Raw genomic sequence first — 19514 nt, 5'->3', positions numbered from 1 at the left:
AACGACACCGCGATCACGTAGTGCGGATGGACAACCCCGGTGACAGTGTGTGCGCGTACGGTTCGCCGCACACGACGACCGAGGGAGCTGGGGCCATGACGAGGACGGGCGGCCTGGGCGGGGGCAGCGGGGTCTTCCGCCGCAAGCCCATCGAGCAGATCGGCGAGGAGAAGACCGCGCTGACCCGCACGCTGGGGCTGTGGCAGCTGACCGCCATCGGCATCGGCGGCATCATCGGCGCCGGCATCTTCTCGCTCGCGGGGGCGGTGGCGAACCAGACCGCGGGACCGGCCGTGCTGATCTCGTTCCTCATCGCGGGCATCGCGAGCGCGGCGGCGGCGTTCTCCTACGCGGAGTTCGCGGGCCTGATCCCGAAGGCGGGGTCGGCCTACACCTACGGCTACGCCGTGCTGGGGGAGATCGTCGGCTGGTTCATCGGCTGGGACCTGCTGCTGGAGTACACCGCGATCGTGGCCGTGGTGGCCATCGGCATCAGCGGCTACTTCAACGAGCTGCTGAACCTGCTCGGCATCGACCTGCCGGTGTGGATGCTCGGCGCGCCCGGCACCGAGTCCGGCGACGTGGCCGCCGGCAGCTACAAGGTGAACCTGTTCGCGGTGCTGCTGTGCCTGCTCATCGCGTTCGTGCTCAACCAGGGCATGAAGAACGCGGCCCGCTTCGAGACCACCCTGGTGTACCTCAAGGTCGCCGTGGTGGTGCTCGTGATCGTGGTCGGCGCGTTCCACATCAAGACCGACAACTACGACCCGTTCTTCCCGTTCGGCTGGGCGGGCGCGTTCACCGGCGCGGCCACGGTGTTCTTCGCCGTCTTCGGCTACGACGCGATGAGCACCGCCGCCGAGGAGTCCAAGGACTCCCAGAAGCACATGCCGAAGGCCATCGTGTACTCGCTGGCCGTGTCGATGGTGCTCTACGTGCTGGCCTGCCTCGTGCTCACCGGCATGGTGAACTTCCGGGACGTCGACGCGGAGTCCGCCTTCGCCTCGGCGTTCGCCGACGTCGGCCTGCCCGCGCTGGGCATCATCATCTCGGTGGGCGCGGTGCTGGGCATCACGACCGTGCTGTTCACCTTCCTCATGGGCGCGGCCCGCGTCGGCTACTCGATGTCCCGCGACGGCCTGCTGCCGAAGTGGTTCGCCAAGACCCACCCGACCAAGCACGTGCCGACGCGCACCACGTGGGTGCTGGGCGTCGCCTCCGCCGTCATCGCGGGCTTCCTGCCCATCGGCGAGGCCGCCGAGCTGACCAACATCGGCATCCTGCTGGCGTTCGTCGTGGTCTGCGTCGCGGTCGTCGTGCTGCGGTACCGGCAGCCCGACCTGCCGCGCACCTTCAGGACGCCGGGCATGCCGGTCGTGCCGATCGTCGGCGTGGTGTTCTCCCTGTGGCTGATCACGTTCCTCCAGCCCGAGACGTGGCTGCGGTTCGGGATCTGGTTCGCGATCGGCCTGGTCGTCTACTTCGCCTACAGCAGGCGCAGGTCAGTCCTCAACCGCCCCGGCGGCGAGGACTGAGCCGCACCACCGGTCGACCTCGTCGGCGAGCACGGCCATCGGCAGCGGACCGCCCCGCAGCACGAGGTCGTGGAAGGACCTGATGTCGAACAGCCCGCCGAGGCGGCGTTCGGCCTCACCGCGCAGGCGCTGGATCTCCAGCCGCCCCACCATGTAGGACAGCGCCTGCGCGGGGTTCTCGGTGTACCGGTCGACCTCGGAGAAGATGTCGACGTCGGGCATGACGGCGTTGGCGCGCAGGTAGTCCACCGCACGCTGCCTGCTCCAGCCCAGCGCGTGCAGGCCGGTGTCCACGACGAGCCGCGCGGCGCGCAGCGAGTCCCCGGACAGCATGCCCAGCCGGGCCACGTCGTCGCTGTAGAGGCCCATCTCGTCGGCCAGCCGCTCGGTGTAGAGGGCCCAGCCCTCCAGGTACGCCTCGATGGAGGCGAACCGGCGCAGCAGCGGCAGGTCGTCGAGCCGCTGGGCCAGCGCGATCTGGAAGTGGTGGCCGGGCACGCCCTCGTGGAACGCGGTCGCCTCCGCGCTGAACCGGTCGCGCTCGCGCGCCCGGTGGGTGTTCACGAAGTAGGTGCCGGGCCGCGAGCCGTCCATGGCCGGGTCCACGTAGTACGCCAGCGGGGCGTTGGGCGCCTCGGCCTCGGGCACCGGCTCCACCGCGCAGCGCGCCGACGGGACCGTGCCGAACCACTCGCCCGCGACGCGCTCGGCGCGGGCGATGCACTCCCGGGCCAGCACCAGCATCTCGTCGGCGCTCGCCCACCGCAGCGCCGGGTCGGCCAGCAGCCTGGCCCGCACCCCGGCCGCCGTGACGGGACCGGCCTCCCCCGCACCGGCCCCCTCAGGACCGGACCCCTCGGGGCCGAACACCCGCGCGCCGATCTCCTCGTACTCCCGGTCCAGCGCCGCGATCAGGTCCAGGCCGATGCGGTGCAGCTCCTCCGGCGTGTGCTCGGTCGTGGTGTAGACGCGCACCAGCCCGGCGTAGACCCGGTCGCCGCCGGGCAGCCGGCACAGGCCGGGCTCGTCCTCGCCGCGCCCGCGCGCGACGACCTCGGTGCGCAGGAACTCGCGGTAGCGGGCGAACGCGGGCCGCACCGCCCCGGCCAGCAGCTCGTCGGCGCGCGGCGCGAGGTCGGAGCCCGCCAGGGGCGCGCGCAGCGGGTCCTCGTCCTCCGCCAGGTACCGGTCCAGGCGCGCGACGGCGGCCTCCACCAGGTGCCGCACTGGGCGGCGGTCCGACGCGCGCTGCCGCTCGGCGAGCGCGTCGAGGTGGTCGGGCAGCCCCGCCAGCCGGGTCAGGTAGGCCCGGCGGGCCCCGTCGTCGGCGGGCCGGACCAGGGGTAACGCGCCGAGCAGCACCGCCACCGGCGCGTTGAGCCCCTCGGCGTACGTGTGCTCGACGAGGTTCGCGCCCAGCAGGTGCGCCAGGGCGTGCGCCTGCTGCACGACGACGGCCCGCGTCACCGGGTCGTCCGCGCCCTCCCCCGCCCGGCGGGCGACGTCCTCGGCGCGGGCGCGCAGGGCTTCGCCGCCCGCCGCGCTGTGGTCGGGCAACCGGTGGTCCCACCCCGGGATGCCGAGCAGGGTGGCCATGACGGGGTCGGCGTCCAGCACCAGGGTCAGCAGCTCGTCGGCGAGTTCGCGCGCGGTGGTCACGCCGACATTCTCGGCCGCTACGCGGGCGGAATGCGCGTGTCCGCGACGGAAAGCGCCTGGCGCGCCTCGGCGACGAGCCGGGCCACCACCTCGGCCGCCGGTGCCGACCGGACCAGCGGGTAGGTCTGCCCGGCCCACAGCGACATCAGCTCGGGGTCGCCGGTGGCGCGCACCGGCTTGGTCAGGTGGTGCACCTCCGGGTACGCCGCCGGGGCCCGGCCCTCGTTCTCGGTGAGGAACCTGTTCACCAGCCCTCGCGCCGGACGGCCGCTGAACGCCCTGGTCAGCGCGGTGCGGCGGGTGCCCTCGGCGAGCGCCTGGCGGTGCGCGGCCGACGTGCCCGCCTCCGGGGTGGTCAGGAACGCGGTGCCGAGCTGCGCCGCGACGGCCCCCGCCGCCAGGACGGCCGCCACGTCGGCGCCGTGGACCAGGCCGCCGGTCGCGATGAGCGGCAGGTCGACCTTGCCGCGGACCAGGCGGAGCGCGGCCAGCACGCCGAACAGCTCGCCGCCGCCGGGTGAGACGCCGTCGTCGGCGAACGTGCCGCGGTGCCCGCCCGCGTCGCAGCCCTGCACGCACAGCGCGTCCGCGCCGACCCGGTCGGCCTGCACGGCCTCCTGCGGGGTGGTCACGGTCACCACGACCGTGCTGCCCGCCGCGTGCAGGCGGCGCACGTCCTCGGGCGAGGGCAGGCCGAAGGTGAACGACACCACCGGGACCCGCAGCGCCATCACGAGTTCCAGCTTCGCGACGTAGGAGTCGTCGTCCCAGCGCGGCTCGCCCGGCTCGGCTCCCGGGGACTGCGCGCGCACCCGCTCCCGGTAGCCGGCGAGGTCGGCGGTGGAGCGCGGTCCGGGCACGAACAGGTTCACGCCGAACGGGCGGTCGGTGAGCGCGGTGGTCGCGGCGACCTGCTCCGCGACCGCCTCCACCGACAGGTAGCCGGCGGCGAGGAAGCCGAGCCCTCCCGCTCCGCCCACCTCGGCGACGAGCCGGGGCGTCGACGCGCCACCGGCCATGGGCGCGGCGATGACGGGCACTTCGAGGCGGTCCAGCATGGACCCGACGATAGTCCGCACGGGGGCGGGAAGCGCGTGCCCGCCGACGCCGTCCCTCCCGCGGTGCCGCGGGAGGGACGGCGTCCGACACCTACGGCAGCGTGTCGAGGTGCGGGGCGACCGCGGAGGCGAACTGCCAGTTGTTCGAGGCGTCCCAGTTGATCGACCACGTCATCGCGCCGCGGATGCCCGGCCACGTCTGCGCGGGCTTGAACGAGCCGCAGTTCGTGCCCTTCGCGAGGCAGTCGAGCGCCGCGTTGACGTTGGCGGGGGACTGGTGGCCGCCGCCCGCGCCGGAGGGGGAGGCGGGCAGGCCGAGGCCGACCTGGTCGGGCCGCAGGCCGTTCTGGAGCTGGATGCAGGCCAGCGCGACCAGGAAGTCGACCGTGCCCTGCGAGTACACCTTCTGGTCGCAGCCCAGCATCGAGCCGGAGTTGTAGTACTGCATGTTGACGACGGTCAGGATGTCCTTCACGGACAGCGCCAGCTTGAAGTACTCCGACTGCGTCGACTGCATGTCGATGGTCTGCGGGGCCATCGCGATGACCTTGCCGCCGCCCGCGCTGATCGCCCGCAGCGCCTGCGCCATGTAGGTCGCGTTGACGCCGTTCTCCAGGTCGATGTCCACGCCGTCGAAGCCGTAGTTCGCGATCAGGGTCTTCACGCTGTTCGCGAAGTTCGTGGCCGCGGTGGCGTTGGCGACGCTGATCGTGCCCTTCTCGCCGCCGACGGAGATGATCACCTTCTGGCCGCGGGACTGGAGGGTTCGCACGTCGGCCTTGAACTGGGCGTCGGTGTAGCCGCCGAGCTTGGACGACAGCGTCGGGTCCAGGGTGAACGCGACCGCGCCCTGGGTGGCGGTCGCGTCGGCGAACGCCACGGCCACGATGTCGTACGTGGTGGGCACGTCGGCGAGCCGGAGCAGCCGCGAGCCGTTGTCGAAGTTGTGCCAGTAGCCGGTGAGGGCGTGCTTCGGCAGCGACGGGTCCGGGTTGCCCGGCGTCGTGGTGGTGGTGGTCGTCGTGGTGGTGGTCGTCGTGGTGGTCGTCGTGCTCGTCGGCGGGGTGCCCGGACCGTCGAGGCTCACGTCGTCCACGTAGAAGGGCGGCTGGCCGTACCAGCCGTGCACGTACACCGTGACGCTCGTGCTGTTGCCGGTGGTGAAGTCCAGGGCGAGCCGGCCGAAGCCCGCCGACCCCGGCGTCCAGGTGCTCTTGTCGCCGCTGCCGGTGCCGGTCACGCCCAGGTACACGTAGCTGCCCTGCACCCACGCGCTCAACTGGTAGGCCGTGTTGGCCTTCACCGCGACGGTCTGCCCGCAGCGCGCGTTGTCCTGCCCGGCGGGGGTGCCGACCAGGGCGTGCGTGCCGCTGCGCTTGGGCGTGGTGACCACGCCCGTGCCCGCGCCGCACGTCCAGCCGCCCGTGCCGCCCTCGAACCCCGGGTTGGCGACCAGGTTGGCGGCCGACGCGCTGCCCACCACGACCAGGGTCAGGCCCGCGATCGCCAGCAGTCCCGCCAGCACCGCGCCCAGCACGCGTCTCGTCCTCGAAGCCACGTCCACCTCCACGTTCTCTCCGGCGGCCACGCCCAGCTCGGGTGACGCGGGCCACTCGAAAATGGACTAGACCAATGGGTCTTGTCAAGCCTGTGAACAATGGTCGGATGACGTTCACCGTTGATGACGCGATCCGGATCGCCAGGGCGGCCCACGACGGGCAGGTCGACAAGTCCGGCAAGCCCTACATCGGTCACCCGCTGCGCGTGATGAGCAAGGTGTCCGGCGAGCACGCCCGGATGGCCGCCGTGCTGCACGACGTGCTGGAGGACACCGCCCTCACCGCGGACGACCTGCTCGCCGCCGGCTGCCCGCCCGAGGTCGTGTCGACCGTGGTCGCGCTGAGCCACCTCCCCGGCGAGCCGCGCGAGGACTACCTCGGGCGCGTGCTGACCGACCCCGTGGCGGTCGTCGTGAAGCGGGCCGACATCGCCGACAACATGTCGCCGCCCCGGCTCGCGCTGCTCGACCGGGCCACCCAGGAGCGGCTGCGGGCCAAGTACGCGGACTCGCTCGACGTGCTCGGCCGCGACGCGGGGTGAGCGTTCCCCAACCTCGCCGTCACCCGCCCGTCATGCCCGGGGACGATCACGAACCGTGGTGAAACAGGTGCGGCGGAGGTCACGTCGAAATCGGCTGCGCAGGGCTCTGACGTGCGGCAAGATAGTAGGTGAACCGATACAGATAGATCGATCCGAAAGGTGACATGACAAACCCCCTGGCTACTGTTCGCACGTACTTCGCCACGCGACGCGCGATCCGCAAGCGGGAAGCGGACCTCGAACGCCAGCTGGCCGACTACAACACCCCCAGCGCCCGGATGGACATGGAAGCGATCCTCGCGCGTCACCCGGAGCACCAGACCCGGGAGATCGAAGCGATCCTCCGCCGCCACGCGCTGAACGGGATGCTCCGCAACTACAGCTGAGCACGCCCGGGCACCTTCGAGGGCCTTCAGGACAGGGACGTCCTGAGGGCCCTTTCGTCATCCCCGGGGCCCTTTCGCCGCCCTGGGCCCGGGAACGACGATCCCCGCCGACCACCCGCCCGGGGACGGGGATCGACGGGGACGCGACCGCGGGTCCTACTTCTTGCCCTTGTCCTTGCCGCCGGAGTCATCGGTGGACAGCGCGGCGACGAAGGCCTCCTGGGGAACCTCGACCCGGCCCACCATCTTCATCCGCTTCTTGCCCTCCTTCTGCTTCTCCAGCAGCTTGCGCTTGCGGGTGATGTCACCGCCGTAGCACTTCGCGAGGACGTCCTTGCGGATCGCGCGGATCGTCTCGCGGGCGATCACGCGCGCGCCGATGGCCGCCTGGATCGGCACCTCGAACTGCTGCCGCGGGATCAGCTCGCGCAGCTTCGTGGCCATCCGCGTGCCGTAGCCGTAGGCGTGGTCCTTGTGCACGATCGCGCTGAAGGCGTCCACCGGCTCGCCCTGGAGCAGGATGTCCACCTTGACCAGCTCGGCCTCCTGCTCGCCCGACTCCTCGTAGTCCAGCGACGCGTAGCCGCGCGTGCGCGACTTCAGGGCGTCGAAGAAGTCGAAGATGATCTCGCCGAGCGGCATCGTGTAGCGCAGCTCCACGCGGTCCTCGGACAGGTAGTCCATGCCGCCCAGCTGGCCGCGCTTGGCCTGGCACAGCTCCATGATCGCGCCGATGTAGTCGCTGGGCGCGATGATCGTGCACCGGGTGACGGGCTCGTACACCTCGGCGCGCTTGCCGTCGGGCCAGTCGGACGGGTTGGTCACGACGTGCACCGTCCCGTCCTCCATCACGACCCGGTACACCACGTTCGGCGCGGTCGAGATGAGGTCGAGGCCGAACTCGCGCTCCAGCCGGTCGCGGGTGATCTCCAGGTGCAGCAGGCCGAGGAAGCCGCAGCGGAAGCCGAAGCCCAGCGCCGCGGACGTCTCCGGCTCGAACGTGAGCGCGGCGTCGTTGAGCTGGAGCTTCTCCAGCGCCTCGCGCAGGATCGGGTAGTCCGAGCCGTCCACCGGGTAGAGGCCCGAGTACACCATCGGCCGCGGCTCGCGGTACCCGGCCAGCGGCTGGGTGGCGCCCTTCTTCTCCGACGTCACGGTGTCGCCGACCTTCGACTGGCGCACGTCCTTCACGCCGGTGATCAGGTAGCCCACCTCGCCGACGCCCAGGCCGACGCTCGGCTTCGGCTCGGGCGAGATGATGCCGACTTCCAGCAGCTCGTGGGTCGCGTTGGTCGACATCATCCGGATGCGCTGGCGCGGGGTGATCTTGCCGTCGACCACGCGGATGTAGGTGACGACGCCGCGGTAGGTGTCGTAGACCGAGTCGAAGATCATCGCGCGGGGCGGGGCGTCCGCGTCGCCGACCGGGGCCGGCACCCGCTTCACGACCTCGTCCAGCAGCGCCCCGACGCCCAGGCCGGTCTTGGCCGAGACGCGCAGCACCTCCTCGGGCTCGCACCCGACGATGTGGGCGAGCTCCTTGGCGTACTTGTCGGGGTCCGCGGCGGGCAGGTCGATCTTGTTCAGCACCGGGATGATGGTGAGGTCGTTCTCCATCGCCAGGTACAGGTTGGCCAGCGTCTGCGCCTCGATGCCCTGCGCGGCGTCGACCAGCAGGACCGTCCCCTCGCACGCCTCCAGCGCGCGGGACACCTCGTAGGTGAAGTCGACGTGGCCCGGCGTGTCGATCATGTGCAGGACGTGGTCCTGCCCCCCGACCTGCCACGGGAGCCGCACGTTCTGCGCCTTGATCGTGATGCCGCGCTCGCGTTCGATGTCCATCCGGTCGAGGTACTGCGCGCGCATCGCCCGGGCGTCGACCACGCCGGTGAGCTGCAGCATGCGGTCGGCCAGGGTGGACTTGCCGTGGTCGATGTGCGCGATGATGCAGAAGTTCCGGATCAGCTCCGGAGGCGTGAACGTCTGGTCGGCGAACGTGGTCACGAAGGTTCCTCGCACAAGAAGGACGGGGGAATCGCCCCATTCTCTCATGCCACGCCGCCGGGCCGGGCCTCGCGGGCGTGACCGAGGCCATAGGCTGCCCGCCGTGCACGCGAACGGAGAGGACCCGCGACCGGCCCGGGGCGCGGTGCGGGAGGTCCACACGGCGGCCCACGCGGCGGCGACCCTGGAGTACTCCCCCGACCTGGACGGCCTGGCCGACCCCGGCGAGGTCGTGTGGGCGTGGGTGCCCTTCGAGGAGGACCCGGACCGGGGCAAGGACCGCCCGCTGCTGGTGGTCGGCAGGCACCGCCGCACCCTGCTGGCGCTCATGCTGACCAGCAGGCCCCCGAACCGGCCCGAGGAGCAGGACGACCACCTCGACCTGGGCACGGGCCGCTGGGACCGCGACGGCCGCCACTCCTACCTGCGGCTGGACCGCGTGTTCGAACTGGCCGAGGACGGCATCCGCCGCGAGGGCTCGGTCCTCGAACCGGAGCGGTTCTCGCTGGTCGTGGACGCGCTGCGCCGGCTGGGCTGGAAGTAGGGCTCAGGCCAGCCGGGTCACCTCGACCGTGACCTCCAGCGCCGACGACGCGCCGCCCGAGTAGATGCCCTTGAGCGGCGCCACGTCGGCGTAGTCGCGGCCGTGGGCGACCCAGACGTGGCGCGGCCCGACCGGGATGCCGTTGGTCGGGTCGTGCCCCCACCAGCCGCCCGTCCACGCCTCGACCCACGCGTGGCTCTCGCCGCGCACGGTCTCGCGCACCTCGCCGTCCGGTTTGGTGTGCAGGTAGCCGGACACGTACCGGGCCGGGACGCCCATCGCGCGCAGCAGCACGAGCGTGACGTGCGCGTAGTCCTGGCACACCCCCTCGCGGGCCTGCCACGCGTCGGTCGCCGAGCTGTGCACGCCGGTCGTGCCCGACCGGTAGGTCAGCTGCTCGTGGACCCAGTTCGAGGCGGCCAGCACGGCGTCGGCCGGGCCCAGCCCCTTGCGCAGGCCCCGCGCCACGGCGGCCAGCTCGCGGTCGCGCGGCACGTAGGCCGTCCAGCCCAGGAACTCGGTGTAGCGGTCCACCAGGGCGTCCGCGCGGAGGTCGGCCCACGAGGCGGTGCGCACCGGCTCCTCCTCGGGCCCGGTCTCCACCACCGACGAGGCCACGACCTTCAGCTCCACGTGCGGCGCGTGCAGGTCGAACGAGGTGACCTCGGTGCCCCAGTAGTCGGTGTAGCGGTAGGCGCGGGTCGCGGGCGTGGTCTCCACGCGGGTGACCACGACGTTCTGCCGCCGGTCGGCGCGCGGCGTCATCCGCGCCTCGTTGTAGCTCTGCGTGACCGGCAGTTCGTACCGGTACCCGGTGGTGTGGACGACCCGCACGCGCCACGACACGTCAGACCACCTCGGCGTTCGTCCAGGCGACCCACGGCGCCGTGTGGAAGTACTGCTGGGAGACGGCCTCGCCGACGTCGCGCACGGTCACCTGGAGCGCCTTGAGCCGGCGCGGCAGGTGTTCGAGCAGGTCGTGGGGCCGCAGGAACTCCAGGTCGCTGCGGGCGCGACCGAGCAGGCGCAGCGCCTCGGCCCGGGCCCCGACCCGCACGGTCGGCTGGTGGTCGAGCTGCTCCAGGCAGGCTTCGGCCTGCCGCAGGGCGTGGAACACCGAGCGCGGGAACAGCCGGTCGAGCAGCAGGAACTGGGCGACCCGCGAGGCGTCCAGCGCGCCCCGGTAGGTGCGCAGGTACGTGTCGTGGGCGCCCGCCGACTTCAGCACGGTCACCCAGCCCGGCGAGTTCGCCTTGTCGCCGACGCGGGACAGCAGCAGCCGCACGATCATGTCGACGCGCTCCACGGACCGGCCGAGCACCAGGAACCGCCAGCCGTCGTCGCGGCTCATCGTGGAGTCGGCCAGGCCCGCGAACATCGCCGCCCGCTCCTCCACGAACGTGAAGAACGCGTGCGGGCCCATCGCGCGGGCGTACGCCTTGCGCTCCTCGACGGCGTTGTACATCGCGTTGAGGCACTCCCACATCTCGGTGGACACCACCTCGCGCGCGCCGCGGGTGTTCTCCCGGGCGCTGGTGATCGAGGCGATGATCGACCCGGCGTGGTCGCGCGAGTAGGCGACCAGCTCGGTGAGCGACCACACGTCGAACGAGGCGTCGCCGGGCGCGGGGATGCCGAGCACGCCCAGCAGGGCGCGGCTGGTCGAGTCCGGGTCGACCGTGGCGTCCTCCAGCAGCTGGTGCACCGACACGTCGAGGATGCGCGCGGTGTCGTCGGCGCGTTCGACGTACCGGCCGATCCAGTAGAGCGATTCCGCGTTGCGGGCCAGCATCACGCCTCCTCCGACGCCGGTGGGGACACCTGCCGTTGCTGTTGTTGCTGTTGTTGCTGCTGTTGCTGCGACGTGGTCAGCTCGGGCCCCTGCTCGGCGGCGGGCGAGGACTCCCCGTCCGGCCGCGCGAGGCCGGGCTCGGCCAGCTCGCGGTCCAGCGTGGACGACCGGGGCGCGAGCACCCACGTGTCCTTGGAACCGCCGCCCTGCGAGGAGTTCACGACGAGGCTGCCCTCGGGCAGCGCCACCCGGGTCAGGCCGCCGGGCAGCACGAAGACGGAGTTGCCGTCGTTGACCGCGAACGGCCGCAGGTCCACGTGCCGGGGCACGAGCCGGTCGCCCACCTTCGTCGGCACGGTGGACAGCTGCACGACGGGCTGCGCGATCCAGCCGCGCGGGTTGGTCCGGATGCCGCGGCGCAGCGCCGCCAGCGCGCGCGGGGTGGCGTACGGGCCGAACACGATGCCGTAGCCGCCGGAGCCGTCCACCGGTTTCACCACCAGCTCGTCGAGGTGGTCGAGGACGTGGGCGCGCTCCTCGGGCAGCCAGCAGCGGAACGTGTCCACGTTGGGCAGCAGCGGTTTCTCGCCCAGGTAGTACTGCAGGATCTCGGGCAGGTAGGTGTAGACGAGCTTGTCGTCGGCCACGCCGTTGCCGACCGCGTTGGCGACGACGACGTTGCCGGCGCGGGCGGCGTTGAGCAGGCCCGCGACGCCGAGCACCGAGTCCGGCCGGAAGTGCACGGGGTCGAGGAAGTCGTCGTCGATGCGCCGGTAGACCACGTCGACCTTCCGCTCGCCCTCGGTGGTGCGCAGGTAGACGGCGTTGTCGCGGCAGAACAGGTCGCGGCCCTCGACCAGCTCCACGCCCATCTGGCGGGCCAGCAGCGAGTGCTCGAAGTACGCGGAGTTCGCGATGCCCGGCGTGAGCACGACGACGGTCGGGTCGGCGGCGTTGGGCGCCGCGGCGTTGCGCAGGGCGCGCAGCAGGTGCACGGCGTAGTCGTCGACGGCGCGCACCCGGTGCCGGGCGAACAGGTCCGGGAAGACGCGCGCCATCGTGCGGCGGTTCTCCACCACGTAGGACACGCCCGACGGGCAGCGCAGGTTGTCCTCCAGCACGCGGAACACGCCCGCCTCGTCGCGCACCAGGTCCACGCCCGACACGTGGACGCGCACGCCGTTGGGCGGCTTGATCAGCGCGGCCTCGCGGTGGAAGTGCTCGCACGAGGTGATGAGCCGGCGCGGCAGCACGCCGTCGCGCACGATCTGGGCGTCGCCGTAGATGTCCGCCAGGAACATCTCCAGCGCCCGCACGCGCTGCACGATGCCGCGCTCCAGCCTGGACCACTCGGAGGCGGTGATGACGCGCGGGATGAGGTCGAGCGGGAACGGCCGCTCCTGCCCGGACAGCGAGAACGTGATGCCCTGGTCGACGAACGCCCGGTCCAGCGCCTCGGAGCGGGCGCTCAGCTCGCTCACCCGCGACGGCGCGATCGAGTCGTACAGCGCGCGGTAGGCGGGGCGCACCGAGGCGTCCGGGCCGAACATCTCGTCGTACGCCTCGGCGTGCGGGCGGGTGGGGTCGAGGTAGCCGTCGAACAGCTCCCCGGCCCGTGCGACGGCGCGGGCCGGGGAGCGGCGCAGCCCCGACGTGCGGGCCCGTGGAGTCGTCATGGTCCACATCTTTACTGCGGGAATGCCCGGAAAGCACTACCCCGGACCTTTGATGTGCAGGACGGAAACACCCCGGAAACAATCTCCGGACCGGTCTCCGGGAAATCCCCGATGCGGCGCGCAATCGGTTGCGGCGACGCTGGGGGCATGGCGGACAACCTCATGAAGGCGCTCGACGCGGCGTTCGGCCACCCCCGCGGCAAGGTGGGCGAGCTGGGCGGGCGCGTGATGGCCAAGCTCAACGCGAAGGTCGAGGAGCACGTCGTCGAGGTGGCCGCCCCGACGGCGGAGGAGGTCGTGCTCGTCCTCGGCCCCGGCCCCGGCGTCGGTCTCAAGCTGGCCGGCGAACGCGCGCTCAAGGCGATCGGCGTCGACCCGTCGCAGGTCATGCTGGACGAGGCGCGCGACCGCTGCGCCGAGCTGATCGTGGCCGGCCGGGTCGAGCTGCGCGAGGGCGCGGCGGCGCGGACCGGGCAGCCGGCGGCGTCGGTGGACGTGGTGGTCTCGGTCGACAACCTCCAGCTGTGGGGCAACCGGGCGGCGGCGTTCCACGAGCTGCGCCGCGTGCTGCGGCCGGGCGGGCGGCTCGTCGTGTCGGTGCGCCGGATGGCACTGGACACCTCCGAGTACGACCTGATGCGGGAGGCGGAGCTGGCCGGGTTCGCGAACGTCCGCACGTCGCTCCAGCGGCACGGCGGCGTGCTGCCGCCCACCGTGCAGCTACTCGCGGACGTCCCGGCGTAGCGGGTGCTCCGCGGGGACCTCGACGAGCACGATCCGCCGCCCGTCGGGGTCGGCGATCCACATCTCGTCCAGGCCCCACGGCTCGCGGCGGGCGGGGCGCGTGACGTGGTCGGCCAGCTCCTCGGCGGCGGCGGCGAGGTCGCGCACCTGCACCCAGAGCTGGGTGGCGGCGGTGGGCCCCTCGTCGGCGTCCCCGGACACCTCCAGGAACCCGCCGCCGAGGAAGAACACCGTGCCGCCCGGGAACTCGCGGTGCACGGCGAGGCCGAGGACGTCCCGGTAGAACGCGCGGGCGCGCCCGGGGTCGGTCGAGCGGACGAGGACGCGGCTGCTCAGGATCTCCACGCCGCCCAGGCGATCACAGGCGCACGTCGAGCGCCATCCGGACGTGCGGCGGGAACCCGTCGGCCCGCCCCGCCTCGCACCAACCGCGCGCGGCGCAGGACGCCCGTGCCCGCCCACCGACCGCGGCGGGCCCGACGAAGACCTCGACGAGCCGGTCACCGTCCTCCGCGCGCGACCCGCTTGCCCGACCCGCTTGCCCGACCCGCTTGCCACACCCCTCGGAAAAGTGATATCACTTTGCTAAGCACAAGATATGAACTGAGGGGTGGAGCGATGGACCCGGTCGTGGAAGCGGCGATGGACGTGGCCGTGAGGATGCCGACTCCCGTGGTGCGGGAGCGCGACGCGAAGCACGTGTCGGGCTGGGGCGTGCTGGGCGGTTCGATCGCCGCGATGGCGCTGGGCGCGCTGGTGATCGTGCTCTCCGCGATCCCCGACGGCCCGGACGCGGGACCGAGCGCGGCGGGGATCGTGATCGGCTCGCTGGTCGTGGTGGCCGGTTCCGTCGTGTCGGGCGGCCTGTTCACCGTGGCGCCGGGCGAGGTGCGGGTGCTCCAGTTCGCGGGCCGCTACATCGGCACCGTGCGGCGCGACGGCTTGCGCTGGGCCAACCCGTTCGCCACGAAGGTGAAGGTCTCGACCCGCATCCGCAACCACGAGACCGCCGCGCTCAAGGTCAACGACGCCGACGGCAACCCCATCGAGATCGCCGCCGTGGTGGTGTGGCAGGTCGAGGACACCGCGCGGGCCAAGTTCGAGGTGGACGACTTCGTGCGGTTCGTGGGCATCCAGACCGAGACCGCCGTGCGGCACATCGCCACCAGCTACCCGTACGACAACCACGACGAGGCCGGGCTGTCGCTGCGGGAGAACGCCGACGAGATCACCGAGACGCTGTCGGTGGAGATCGCGGCACGCGTGCAGGCGGCCGGCGTGAAGGTGATCGAGTCGCGCCTGACGCACCTGGCCTACGCTCCGGAGATCGCGCAGGCGATGCTCCAGCGCCAGCAGGCGGGCGCGGTGGTCGCGGCGCGGTCGAAGATCGTGGAGGGCGCGGTCGGGATGGTGCAGCTGGCGCTGGACCGGCTCGCCGAGCAGGACGTGGTGGAACTGGACGAGGAGCGCAAGGCGGCGATGGTGTCGAACCTGCTGGTGGTGCTGTGCGGCGACAAGTCCACCCAACCGATCGTCAACACCGGGTCGCTGTACCACTGACGTGGCCGACCGCAAGAGCGTCCTGCTGCGCCTCGACCCGGCGGTGCACGACGCCCTGGCCCGGTGGGCGAACGACGAGCTGCGCAGCACCAACGCGCAGATCGAGTTCCTGCTGCGCCGGGCCCTCGCCGAAGCGGGCCGCCTGCCCTCGGGCGCGGCGGCCCCGCCCAAGCGCGGCCGGCCCCGCAAGTCGGAACCGGCCCCCTCCGAGGACTGACCAGCCCGCGCCGCCGACGCACCCCGTGTCGGCGGCGCCCGGCGTTCCCGGCCCCCTTCACCAGCAGCCTCACCGAACGTGATCGACCGGCGTGATCGACTGGCGGACCCCCGGAGCCGGTGCGACCGTTGTGCCGGTGACCGAGCTGAACGCCCCGTACGCGCCGGGCACCCCGGCGTGGGTGGCCATGATGACCACCGACCGGGACGCGACGACGGCGTTCTACGGCGGCCTGTTCGGCTGGGACTTCGAGGTCGGCGGCCCCGACAGCGGGTACCGCACCAACGCCCTCGTGCGCGGCCTGCCCGTGGCCGGGTTCGACGGGATGCCGCCCGGCGCGGCGTTCCCCGTCGTGTGGACCACCTACCTCGCCACGGACGACCTCGACGAGTCCCTGGACGCGCTGGGCGCGGCCGGCGGCACGGTGCTCGTGCCGGAGGTGGACGCCGGCGACCTGGGGCGCAGCGCCATCGCGGTCGACCCGACGGGCGCGGCGTTCGGCCTGTGGGAGGCGGGCACGCACATCGGCGCGTACGTGGTGGGCGAACCGGGCGCGGTGGTGTGGAACGAGCTCGCCACCCGCGACCCGTTCGGCGCGGCGGAGTTCTACCGGGACGTGTTCGGCCTGGGCCTGGACCCGGTGCCGGACCTGCCCTACACGCGGCTGACCGTCGACGGCCGGGCCGTGGCCGGCGTGTTCGGCATGACCGACGGGGTTCCCGCCGAGATCCCGCCGCACTGGATGACCTGCTTCGCGGTGTCCGACGCCGAGGAGTCGGCACGGCGGGTGCGCGCCCTGGGCGGCGTCACCGTCGGCGAGGTCGTGGACTCCCCGTTCGGCCGGTTCACCACGGCTGGTGACCCGATGGGCGCCACGTTCCGGCTCATCCAACCGCCGCCTTCCACCCCAGGCTGACCACGAGCGCCACCACGACGGTGAGGAACACCCGGCGCACGAACGCCGACCCCCGCCGCACGGCGAGCCGGGCGCCGAACACCGCGCCGGCCGTGTTGCACACCGCGAGCACCGCCGCGAGCCCCCACAGCACCTTGCCCGCCGGGACGAAGTAGAACAGCGCGCCCAGGTTCGTCGCCACGTTCACCAGCTTCGCCGTGGCCGAGGCGCGCAGGAACGCGAACCCGACCACCCCCACCAGCAGGAACACCAGGAACGCGCCGGTGCCCGGCCCGGCCAGCCCGTCGTAGAAGCCGATCACCGCGCCGCCGAGCGCCATCACCCCGATCTGCGCGGCACGCGTGAACCGGGGCGTCTCGGCCACCCCCAACGCGGGCTTGCGCCACGTGTAGGCGCCGACGCCGACCAGCGCCACGAGCACCACGGCGTTCAACGTGCCCGGCGCCAGCGCCCCCGCGAACGCCGCGCCGCCCACCGCGCCGCCGAACGCCGCCGCCGCCATCGGCAGCGCCGCCCACCAGTCGACCGACGTCTGCCGCGTGTAGGTCCGCACCGCCGCCGCGGTGCCCACGACCGCGGCCACCTTGCTCGTGGCCAACGCGTACAGCGGCTGCCCGCCGGGCGCGACGAGCAGCAGCGCGGGCAACTGGATCAGGCCCCCGCCGCCGACGACCGCGTCCACCGCGCCCGCGAGCGCGGCGGCGAGGCACAGGAACAGCAGGGCGGCGAGCGAGACGTGCCCGAACCCGGGCCAGTCGAGAGCGGTGGTCACGCACAGTATTTAACAGGACAGGCGTACTGCATTTCACCCCTTACCTGCGCAAAGCGGTTGGGAGCGCTCCCAGAATGCGCCATTCGGCCCTGGTGTGCGCCACCTCACACCGGGAGGGTGAGTCGAACCGCCCCGCCCACACCCTCCTCGCGCCTTCTCCCCCGCCCACGCCCCTCGTCCCGGGAGGTCCTCGATGCTGAGATCCCGCAAGCGCACCGCCATCGGCGCCCTGGCCGTGCTGGCCATGCTGGTCACCGGAGCGCAGGCGAGCGGCGTGATGGAACCGGGCGGCAGCGACTACACCGACGCCCGCGCCCCCGTCGACCGCCGCGTCGACGACCTCCTGCGGCGGATGACGCTGGAGGAGAAGGTCGGCCAGATGACCCAGATCCGCCTCGGCAAGCTGCGGGGCAACTGCGAGTGGAACGCCGGCCCGCTGCGCGAGGACTGCATGAAGGCCGTCCTGGAGGACGCGAAGGTCGGCTCGATCCTCTCCGGCGGCGGCGACGCGCCCAACCCGAACACGCCCCGCGAGTGGGCGAAGATGACCAACGCCGTCCAGAAGTTCGCACTCGACCACAGCCGGCTCAAGATCCCGGTCATCTACGGCGCCGACGGCGTGCACGGCCACTCGAACGTGCTCAGCGCCACCATGTTCCCGCACCAGGTGGGCCTGGGCGCGACCTGGAACCCGGACCTGCAGGAGCGGATCGGCGCCTCCACCGGCGAGGCGATGCGCGCGACCGGCGTGTTCTGGAACTTCGCCCCGGTCTCCGACCTGGCCCGCGACACCCGCTGGGGCCGCTACTACGAGACCTACAGCGAGGACCCGGTGCTGGCGGGCTCGCTGGCGGCGGCCAACGTGCGCGGCCAGCAGGGACCGGCCGACGGCACCGCGAAGCTCACCGCGACCGCCAAGCACTTCGCGGGCTACTCCGAGCCGTTCAACGGCCACGACCGCGCGCCCGCGCAACTGCCCATCCGCCACCTCCAGGACACCGTCCTGCCCGCCTTCCAGGCGCAGTTCGACGCGGGCGTCGGCACCGTCATGATCAACTCCGGCGCGGTGAACGGCGTGCCCGCCCACGCCTCGAAGTACCTGCTCACCGAGCAGTTGCGCGACCGCATGGGCTTCCGAGGCGTGGCCATCACCGACTGGGAGGACATCCGCTTCCTGGTCGACCGCTACCACGTGGCCGCCGACTACCGGGAGGCCATCGCGCTGGCCGTCAACGCGGGCGTGGACATGGCGATGGAACCCTCCAACGCCGCCGAGTTCACCTCCGGCCTGCTGGCGAACGTCCGCGGCGGGGCCATCAGCGGCAGGCGCATCGACCAGGCGGTGCGCCGCATCCTCACCCTCAAGTTCCAGCTGGGCCTGTTCGAGAAGCCGTTCGTGGACGAGGCGAAGGCGGACGCGATCGTCGACGGCGCCGACCGGCAGCTGGCCCGCCAGGCCGCGGCCGAGGGCACGGTCCTGCTGCGCAACGACGGTGTCCTGCCGCTGTCCACGGGCGCCCGCAAGCTCGTCGTGACCGGTGACGCGGCCGACTCGGTCGCCCGCCAGCTCGGCGGCTGGACGGTCGGCTGGCAGGGCATCCCGTCCGGCTCCCCGCTGCCGCCCACCGTCACCGTGCTCCAGGGCATCCGCGCCGCCGCGCCCACGACGGACGTCGTCAACGCCCCGACCCAGGCCGACGCGGTCGCCCAGGCCGCCGACGCCGACGCCGTGGTCGTCGTGCTCGGCGAGGACCCCGGCGCCGAGGGCGACGCCGACACCGAGTCGCCCGAGCTGACCGCCGAGCAGCAGGCGCTGGTCACGGCCGTGCGCGCGACCGGCAAACCGGTCGTCGCGGTGCTGCTCACCGGCCGGCCGCAGGTGCTCGGCGCGGTCGCCGACGCCCCCGCCCTGGTCGCGGGCTGGCTACCGGGCTCGGAGGGCGGCAGCGCCATCGCCGACGTGCTCTTCGGCGCGGTCAACCCCAGCGGCAGGCTCGCGGTGTCGTGGCCCAAGACCGTCGGCGACCAGCCGTTCTCCTACGACCAGCCGCGCGGCGCCAACGCGGGCCCCAGCTCCAGCTACGACCCGCAGTTCGCCTTCGGCCACGGCCTGTCCTACACCACGTTCACCACCTCCACGCCGGTCCTCAAGTCGACCGAGGTCCGCCGCGACGACCAGGTCAGGCTGTCGGTCGCGGTGGCCAACACCGGCGACCGCGACGGCACGGTCGTCGTCCCGGTGTACGTGCACCAGCCGGTGAGCCAGGTGCTCACGCCCTACCAGCGGCTGGTCGGCTTCACCCGCGTCACGCTCAAGGCCCACGAGCAGCGCACCGTCGAGGTGAGCTTCCCCACCAAGCACCTGGCGGTGACCGCGGGCGACGTGCACGGCGACGGCAAGCCCGAGGTCGCCCGGGGCGCCTACGAGGTGCTGGTGGGCGACGGGAGGGCCGGGTTCACGGTCCGGTGAGCAGCCTTGATATCCTTCTCCGTCGTACCGCGCGGCATTCCGCTGTGGAGGAAACCCGCCCCCGTTCCGGGGTCGGAGCCG

Annotated in this window: 18 protein-coding genes; 9 read left to right on the top strand and 9 right to left on the bottom strand. The window is 72.6% G+C overall.

Features of this window, described 5'->3' with window-relative positions; translation table 11 throughout:
- Positions 1 to 95 precede the first annotated feature (95 nt).
- On the top strand, positions 96 to 1535 hold the full coding sequence (locus ACRAKJ_RS06645) for an amino acid permease (protein WP_438924759.1): 1440 nt from the start codon (positions 96 to 98) through the stop codon (positions 1533 to 1535).
- Here the strand turns inward: ACRAKJ_RS06645 and ACRAKJ_RS06640 are convergent.
- From ACRAKJ_RS06640 to ACRAKJ_RS06630, 3 genes are all read right to left on the bottom strand, one after another.
- Entirely contained in the window at positions 1503 to 3194 is a 1692-nt protein-coding gene (locus tag ACRAKJ_RS06640; protein ID WP_438924760.1) for a DUF885 domain-containing protein, read from the bottom strand. The two genes, ACRAKJ_RS06645 and ACRAKJ_RS06640, sit on opposite strands and share 33 nt — an antisense overlap.
- A 17-nt stretch (positions 3195 to 3211) precedes the next feature.
- Entirely contained in the window at positions 3212 to 4252 is a 1041-nt protein-coding gene (locus ACRAKJ_RS06635) for a nitronate monooxygenase (protein ID WP_438924761.1), read from the bottom strand.
- Positions 4253 to 4343: 91 nt separating this feature from the next.
- Positions 4344 to 5810 (bottom strand): chitinase, encoded by a 1467-nt coding sequence (locus ACRAKJ_RS06630; RefSeq protein ID WP_447008894.1) that lies wholly within the window; start codon positions 5808 to 5810, stop codon positions 4344 to 4346.
- Between the two features lie 107 nt (positions 5811 to 5917).
- On the opposite strand from ACRAKJ_RS06630, the gene ACRAKJ_RS06625 reads away from it, so the two are divergent.
- Positions 5918 to 6352: an HD domain-containing protein gene (locus ACRAKJ_RS06625; protein WP_438926082.1), complete on the top strand. Its 435-nt coding sequence runs from the start codon at positions 5918 to 5920 to the stop codon at positions 6350 to 6352.
- Positions 6353 to 6516: 164 nt separating this feature from the next.
- Positions 6517 to 6738: a hypothetical protein gene (locus ACRAKJ_RS06620; RefSeq protein WP_438926083.1), complete on the top strand. Its 222-nt coding sequence runs from the start codon at positions 6517 to 6519 to the stop codon at positions 6736 to 6738.
- Between the two features lie 156 nt (positions 6739 to 6894).
- Here the strand turns inward: ACRAKJ_RS06620 and lepA are convergent, their stop codons facing one another.
- On the bottom strand, positions 6895 to 8742 hold the full coding sequence (gene lepA / locus ACRAKJ_RS06615; protein WP_438926084.1) for a translation elongation factor 4: 1848 nt from the start codon (positions 8740 to 8742) through the stop codon (positions 6895 to 6897).
- Between the two features lie 103 nt (positions 8743 to 8845).
- Here lepA and ACRAKJ_RS06610 point away from each other — a divergent pair, with 103 nt between their 5' ends.
- The gene (locus ACRAKJ_RS06610) at positions 8846 to 9286 is read left to right on the top strand and encodes a type II toxin-antitoxin system PemK/MazF family toxin (protein ID WP_438926085.1); all 441 of its coding nucleotides are present in this window, start codon (positions 8846 to 8848) and stop codon (positions 9284 to 9286) included.
- A gap of 3 nt (positions 9287 to 9289) precedes the next feature.
- Here the strand turns inward: ACRAKJ_RS06610 and ACRAKJ_RS06605 are convergent, their stop codons facing one another.
- From ACRAKJ_RS06605 to ACRAKJ_RS06595, 3 genes are read right to left on the bottom strand one after another with little or no spacing between them, the layout of a single operon-like run.
- Entirely contained in the window at positions 9290 to 10132 is an 843-nt protein-coding gene (locus ACRAKJ_RS06605; protein ID WP_438926086.1) for a transglutaminase family protein, read from the bottom strand.
- A gap of 1 nt (position 10133) precedes the next feature.
- Positions 10134 to 11078 (bottom strand): alpha-E domain-containing protein, encoded by a 945-nt coding sequence (locus ACRAKJ_RS06600; protein ID WP_438926087.1) that lies wholly within the window; start codon positions 11076 to 11078, stop codon positions 10134 to 10136.
- Positions 11078 to 12763 (bottom strand): circularly permuted type 2 ATP-grasp protein, encoded by a 1686-nt coding sequence (locus ACRAKJ_RS06595; protein WP_438926088.1) that lies wholly within the window; start codon positions 12761 to 12763, stop codon positions 11078 to 11080. Before ACRAKJ_RS06595 ends, ACRAKJ_RS06600 begins: the two co-directional genes overlap by 1 nt.
- 138 nt (positions 12764 to 12901) lie before the next feature.
- Here ACRAKJ_RS06595 and ACRAKJ_RS06590 point away from each other — a divergent pair, with 138 nt between their 5' ends.
- The gene (locus ACRAKJ_RS06590) at positions 12902 to 13498 is read left to right on the top strand and encodes a methyltransferase domain-containing protein (protein ID WP_438926089.1); all 597 of its coding nucleotides are present in this window, start codon (positions 12902 to 12904) and stop codon (positions 13496 to 13498) included.
- Here ACRAKJ_RS06590 and ACRAKJ_RS06585 read toward each other — a convergent pair.
- The gene (locus tag ACRAKJ_RS06585; protein WP_438926090.1) at positions 13475 to 13843 is read right to left on the bottom strand and encodes a VOC family protein; all 369 of its coding nucleotides are present in this window, start codon (positions 13841 to 13843) and stop codon (positions 13475 to 13477) included. The genes ACRAKJ_RS06590 and ACRAKJ_RS06585 overlap by 24 nt on opposite strands.
- A gap of 273 nt (positions 13844 to 14116) precedes the next feature.
- Between ACRAKJ_RS06585 and ACRAKJ_RS06580 the strand changes: the two genes are divergently transcribed.
- The 3 genes from ACRAKJ_RS06580 (at position 14117) to ACRAKJ_RS06570 (ending at position 16191) form a co-directional block, all read left to right on the top strand.
- A complete protein-coding gene (locus tag ACRAKJ_RS06580) occupies positions 14117 to 15058 on the top strand; it encodes an SPFH domain-containing protein (RefSeq protein WP_438926091.1) in 942 nt (313 codons plus the stop codon).
- A gap of 1 nt (position 15059) precedes the next feature.
- Entirely contained in the window at positions 15060 to 15275 is a 216-nt protein-coding gene (locus tag ACRAKJ_RS06575) for a hypothetical protein (RefSeq protein WP_438926092.1), read from the top strand.
- Positions 15276 to 15411: 136 nt separating this feature from the next.
- A complete protein-coding gene (locus tag ACRAKJ_RS06570) occupies positions 15412 to 16191 on the top strand; it encodes a VOC family protein (protein ID WP_438926093.1) in 780 nt (259 codons plus the stop codon).
- Here the strand turns inward: ACRAKJ_RS06570 and ACRAKJ_RS06565 are convergent.
- Positions 16160 to 16963: a TSUP family transporter gene (locus ACRAKJ_RS06565; protein ID WP_438926094.1), complete on the bottom strand. Its 804-nt coding sequence runs from the start codon at positions 16961 to 16963 to the stop codon at positions 16160 to 16162. The two genes, ACRAKJ_RS06570 and ACRAKJ_RS06565, sit on opposite strands and share 32 nt — an antisense overlap.
- Positions 16964 to 17156: 193 nt before the next feature.
- On the opposite strand from ACRAKJ_RS06565, the gene ACRAKJ_RS06560 reads away from it, so the two are divergent.
- Positions 17157 to 19433 (top strand): glycoside hydrolase family 3 N-terminal domain-containing protein, encoded by a 2277-nt coding sequence (locus ACRAKJ_RS06560; protein WP_438926095.1) that lies wholly within the window; start codon positions 17157 to 17159, stop codon positions 19431 to 19433.
- Positions 19434 to 19514 lie beyond the last annotated feature (81 nt).

Source organism: Saccharothrix sp. DSM 118769 (assembly GCF_052936295.1).
The sequence above is the reverse complement of the archived record's forward strand: the minus strand, read 5'-3'. Positions and strand labels throughout refer to the sequence as shown.

Coding starts and splice junctions, on each gene's coding strand:
- ACRAKJ_RS06645 (WP_438924759.1), top strand. CDS start 96: ATGACGAGGACGGGCGGCCTGGGCGGGGGCAGCGGGGTCTTCCGCCGC.
- ACRAKJ_RS06635 (WP_438924761.1), bottom strand. CDS start 4,252: ATGCTGGACCGCCTCGAAGTGCCCGTCATCGCCGCGCCCATGGCCGGT.
- ACRAKJ_RS06625 (WP_438926082.1), top strand. CDS start 5,918: ATGACGTTCACCGTTGATGACGCGATCCGGATCGCCAGGGCGGCCCAC.
- ACRAKJ_RS06620 (WP_438926083.1), top strand. CDS start 6,517: ATGACAAACCCCCTGGCTACTGTTCGCACGTACTTCGCCACGCGACGC.
- ACRAKJ_RS06600 (WP_438926087.1), bottom strand. CDS start 11,078: ATGCTGGCCCGCAACGCGGAATCGCTCTACTGGATCGGCCGGTACGTC.
- ACRAKJ_RS06595 (WP_438926088.1), bottom strand. CDS start 12,763: ATGTGGACCATGACGACTCCACGGGCCCGCACGTCGGGGCTGCGCCGC.
- ACRAKJ_RS06590 (WP_438926089.1), top strand. CDS start 12,902: ATGGCGGACAACCTCATGAAGGCGCTCGACGCGGCGTTCGGCCACCCC.
- ACRAKJ_RS06580 (WP_438926091.1), top strand. CDS start 14,117: ATGGACCCGGTCGTGGAAGCGGCGATGGACGTGGCCGTGAGGATGCCG.
- ACRAKJ_RS06560 (WP_438926095.1), top strand. CDS start 17,157: ATGCTGAGATCCCGCAAGCGCACCGCCATCGGCGCCCTGGCCGTGCTG.